Here is a 2,912-nt window from a genome sequence, read left to right on the forward strand (position 1 = left end):
GAAGATCAGCCCCGTGCGCCACCGCACCCGCCCCGCGCGGGCGTGGGCGAGCACGCTCACCGCGCTCGTCGCGCCCACGATGAAGAGCGACGCGGCGATCGCCTCGCGCGAGTCCATGCCGATGACATAGGTGAGGATCGGCACGGTGAGAATCGATCCGCCCCCGCCCAGCAGGCCCAGGGAGACGCCGACGAGCACGGCGAGCGCCAGCCCGACGATGATCGCGGGTTCCATGCGGATCCTTTCAGGGTTTCAGACCGCGGCGGGCTCGGGCTCGCCGACCACGGGTGCGTTGCCCGGGCGCGACGCCCAGCCGAGGTAGCTGCCGTCGAGCTCGGCCACGTCGTAGCCCTCGCGGCGCAGCGCACTCGCAGCCACGCTGTTCCGAACCCCGCTCTGGCAGTAGCTCACGATCGTGCCGGCGTCCGGAGCGGGCAGCCGGTCGAGGTTCCACAGCACGCGGCCGCCGGAGAGCTGCTCAGCGCCGGGCAGATGCCCCTCCGCGTACTCGGTGCGGTTGCGCACGTCGAGCAGCAGCGAGCGCGCGAAGCCGTCGAGATCATCGGGGTTCACGAGCTGCGGGCGCACGAGCTCGAGCCCGTCGAGCGAGGCGATGTAGCCGCGGACGGTGTCGATTCCCACGCGGATCAGGTGGTCGCGCAGCTCTTCGGCCTCCTCGCGCGAGGCGGCGAGCAGCACGAGCGCACGATGCTCGACCTCGGGGTTGTAGACCCACCCGCCGTAGTTCGCGGCCTTCTCGGCGCCCGGAATGTTGAGCGAGCGCGCGACGGTGCCCTCGTGGACCTCGCTGTGGTGGCGGGTATCGACGAAGACGACGTTGTCGTGGGCGAGCTCGGCGCGCAACTCGTCGGCCGTGTACTCGATGAGCTCGGCGTGATCGCCGAGCACGGCCGGCCCGACCTTGTTCTGCAGCTTCATGCGGCCGAAGTAGGCGTGGGCATCGGGCTGACCGCTGAGCAGCTCATCGACGAAGCCCTGCTCGTCGTCGTTCGCGAGATAGGGGCCCCACCACGAGAAGGCGCGCTCGTAGCCGACCGTCGTGGCAGGGATCGCTCCGAGCGACTTGCCGCAGGCCGATCCCGACCCGTGCGCGGGCAGCACCTGCACGTAGTCGGGCAGCGTCAGGAACCGGTCGCGCAGGCTCGCGAAGAGATCCTTCGCGCCTTTGAACCGGGTATCGACGAAGCCCGCGGCCTCATCGAGCAGATCGGGCCTGCCGAGATCGCCGACGAACACGAAGTCACCGGTGAGCATGAAGCCGGGGTCGCTCGCCTGCGCGCCGTCGGTCACGAGGAACGACAGGTGCTCAGGGGTGTGACCGGGAGTGTGCACCGCCTCGACCGTAATGTTGCCGAGCTCGATGCGATGGCCGTGCTTCATGCGCACGGCGGGGCCCGATTCGGCGCTGCCCGATTCGGCGCCGTCGAACGCGTCGGAGTACGTCCAGTCGGGGCCGCCCTCATCCGATACGTAGATCGTCGCGCCCGTGCGGGCCGCGAGCTCGCGCGTACCCGAGAGGTAGTCGGCGTGGATGTGGGTCTCGGTGACGCCCGCGATCGTCATGCCGTTCTTCTCCGCGATATCCAGGTAGACCTGGATGTCGCGGCGCGGGTCGACGACGAGGGCGAGGCCCTTCGCCTGGCAGCCGATCACATAGCTCGCCTGTGCGAGATCCTCGTCGTAGATGCGTTCCAGCAGCATGGTTTCGTTCCTCTCGGGTCGTACGTGTCTACGCGTCGCAGTGGCAGCGCTCGTCCTCGGGCACGCCCCGGAGCGCCTCCTCTATGTGATTGCCGCAGCCGGCCCAGGTGGGCTTGCCGCAGGTGGGGCAGGTGATTCGTGCGCACATGGTGCTCGGTCCTCTCGGGTCGACGGGGCTCGGCCCCGAACGCGGGTATCGGTTTCGATTCGGCGATGCGGGAGCTGCTCAGCGGCCGAACAGGCGGGCGAAGAAGCCGCCGCGCTCGGCCTTCGCCTCTTCGGCGGCCTTGAGCTGGGCCGGGGTGTGCTTGCCGTTGCACCACTGGGAGGCCGGCACGCTCGCCTTCACCATGGCGACGTGCTGGCCGCAACCGGCCCAGGTGGTCTTGTTGCAGGTGCGGCATCTGGTCGCTCGGCACATGAGCGGCTCCTCGTGTTCGTGTCTCGGCAGGTGGGATCCAGCAGAACTGGAGTTAATACCCCATGGGGTATTTTGATCTACTCGGAACTATACCCCATGGGGTATTATGGATGTCAAGTCCGACCGTGGAAGAAGCGACAGAAGGAGCCCGACATGAGCGAATCGATCGGCGCCGCGCCCACTGCCCTCGATCACGATCCCGCAGCCAAGCGCAAGATCGTCAACCGCCTGCGCCGCGCCCACGGCCAGCTCGCCGCCGTGATCACCGCGGTGGAGGGCGACGCGCACTGCCGCGACGTGGTGCAGCAGCTGAGTGCGGTGTCGAAGGCGATCGATCGCGCCGGCTTCCTGGTCGTCTCCACCGCGCTCAGGGAGTGCCTCGCCAACCCCGACGACGAGCTCGACCCCGAAGAGCTGGAGAAGCTCTTCCTCTCGCTCGCCTGACGCCTCCGCGCCCCACTGGCGGGCCGGAAGCCGGCCGGTGGAGCCCTCCCAGACGCGACGCGAGCGGGTCCGACAATCGGGAAGGCGGACGACGGCAACAGGGGGGGGGGGGGGGGGGCCTCCCGATCCGGCGAGGTGGTACGTTGTGGGAATGACAGACGGTCCCCCCAATACCGACGCGCTCGAGGCGCAGGTGCGGGCATGGATCGCCATCGACCCCGACCCCGATACCCGCGCCGAGGCCGAGCAGCTGCTGCGCCTCGCGGATGCCGGCGACCCCGCGGCCGAGACCCGCCTGCGCGATGCCTTCGCCGGGCGGCTCAAG

The 2,912-nt window shown here is 69.3% G+C and carries 4 protein-coding genes; 1 reads left to right on the forward strand and 3 read right to left on the reverse strand.

Annotation, left to right across the window (positions count from 1 at the left end; all coding sequences use genetic code 11):
* The 3 genes from ACFPZL_RS11850 to ACFPZL_RS11860 form a co-directional block, all read right to left on the reverse strand.
* Positions 1 to 234 (reverse strand): TSUP family transporter (locus ACFPZL_RS11850; protein ID WP_382335555.1); only part of this gene is annotated, 234 nt, incomplete at its 3' end.
* A gap of 18 nt (positions 235 to 252) precedes the next feature.
* Positions 253 to 1,722, reverse strand: a complete 1,470-nt coding sequence (locus tag ACFPZL_RS11855; RefSeq protein WP_218114626.1) for an MBL fold metallo-hydrolase — start codon at positions 1,720 to 1,722, stop codon at positions 253 to 255.
* Between the two features lie 226 nt (positions 1,723 to 1,948).
* Entirely contained in the window at positions 1,949 to 2,143 is a 195-nt protein-coding gene (locus ACFPZL_RS11860; RefSeq protein WP_218114625.1) for a hypothetical protein, read from the reverse strand.
* A gap of 153 nt (positions 2,144 to 2,296) precedes the next feature.
* On the opposite strand from ACFPZL_RS11860, the gene ACFPZL_RS11865 reads away from it, so the two are divergent.
* Positions 2,297 to 2,587 (forward strand): metal-sensitive transcriptional regulator, encoded by a 291-nt coding sequence (locus ACFPZL_RS11865; RefSeq protein ID WP_218114624.1) that lies wholly within the window; start codon positions 2,297 to 2,299, stop codon positions 2,585 to 2,587.
* Positions 2,588 to 2,912: the final 325 nt, after the last annotated feature.

The organism is Leucobacter soli (assembly GCF_042659205.1).
Taxonomy (GTDB): Bacteria; Actinomycetota; Actinomycetes; order Actinomycetales; family Microbacteriaceae; genus Leucobacter; species Leucobacter soli.

Excerpts from the sequence above, each read along its gene's own strand:
- ACFPZL_RS11855 (WP_218114626.1), bottom strand. The coding sequence starts at position 1,722 with ATGCTGCTGGAACGCATCTACGACGAGGATCTCGCACAGGCGAGCTAT.
- ACFPZL_RS11860 (WP_218114625.1), bottom strand. The coding sequence starts at position 2,143 with ATGTGCCGAGCGACCAGATGCCGCACCTGCAACAAGACCACCTGGGCC.
- ACFPZL_RS11865 (WP_218114624.1), top strand. The coding sequence starts at position 2,297 with ATGAGCGAATCGATCGGCGCCGCGCCCACTGCCCTCGATCACGATCCC.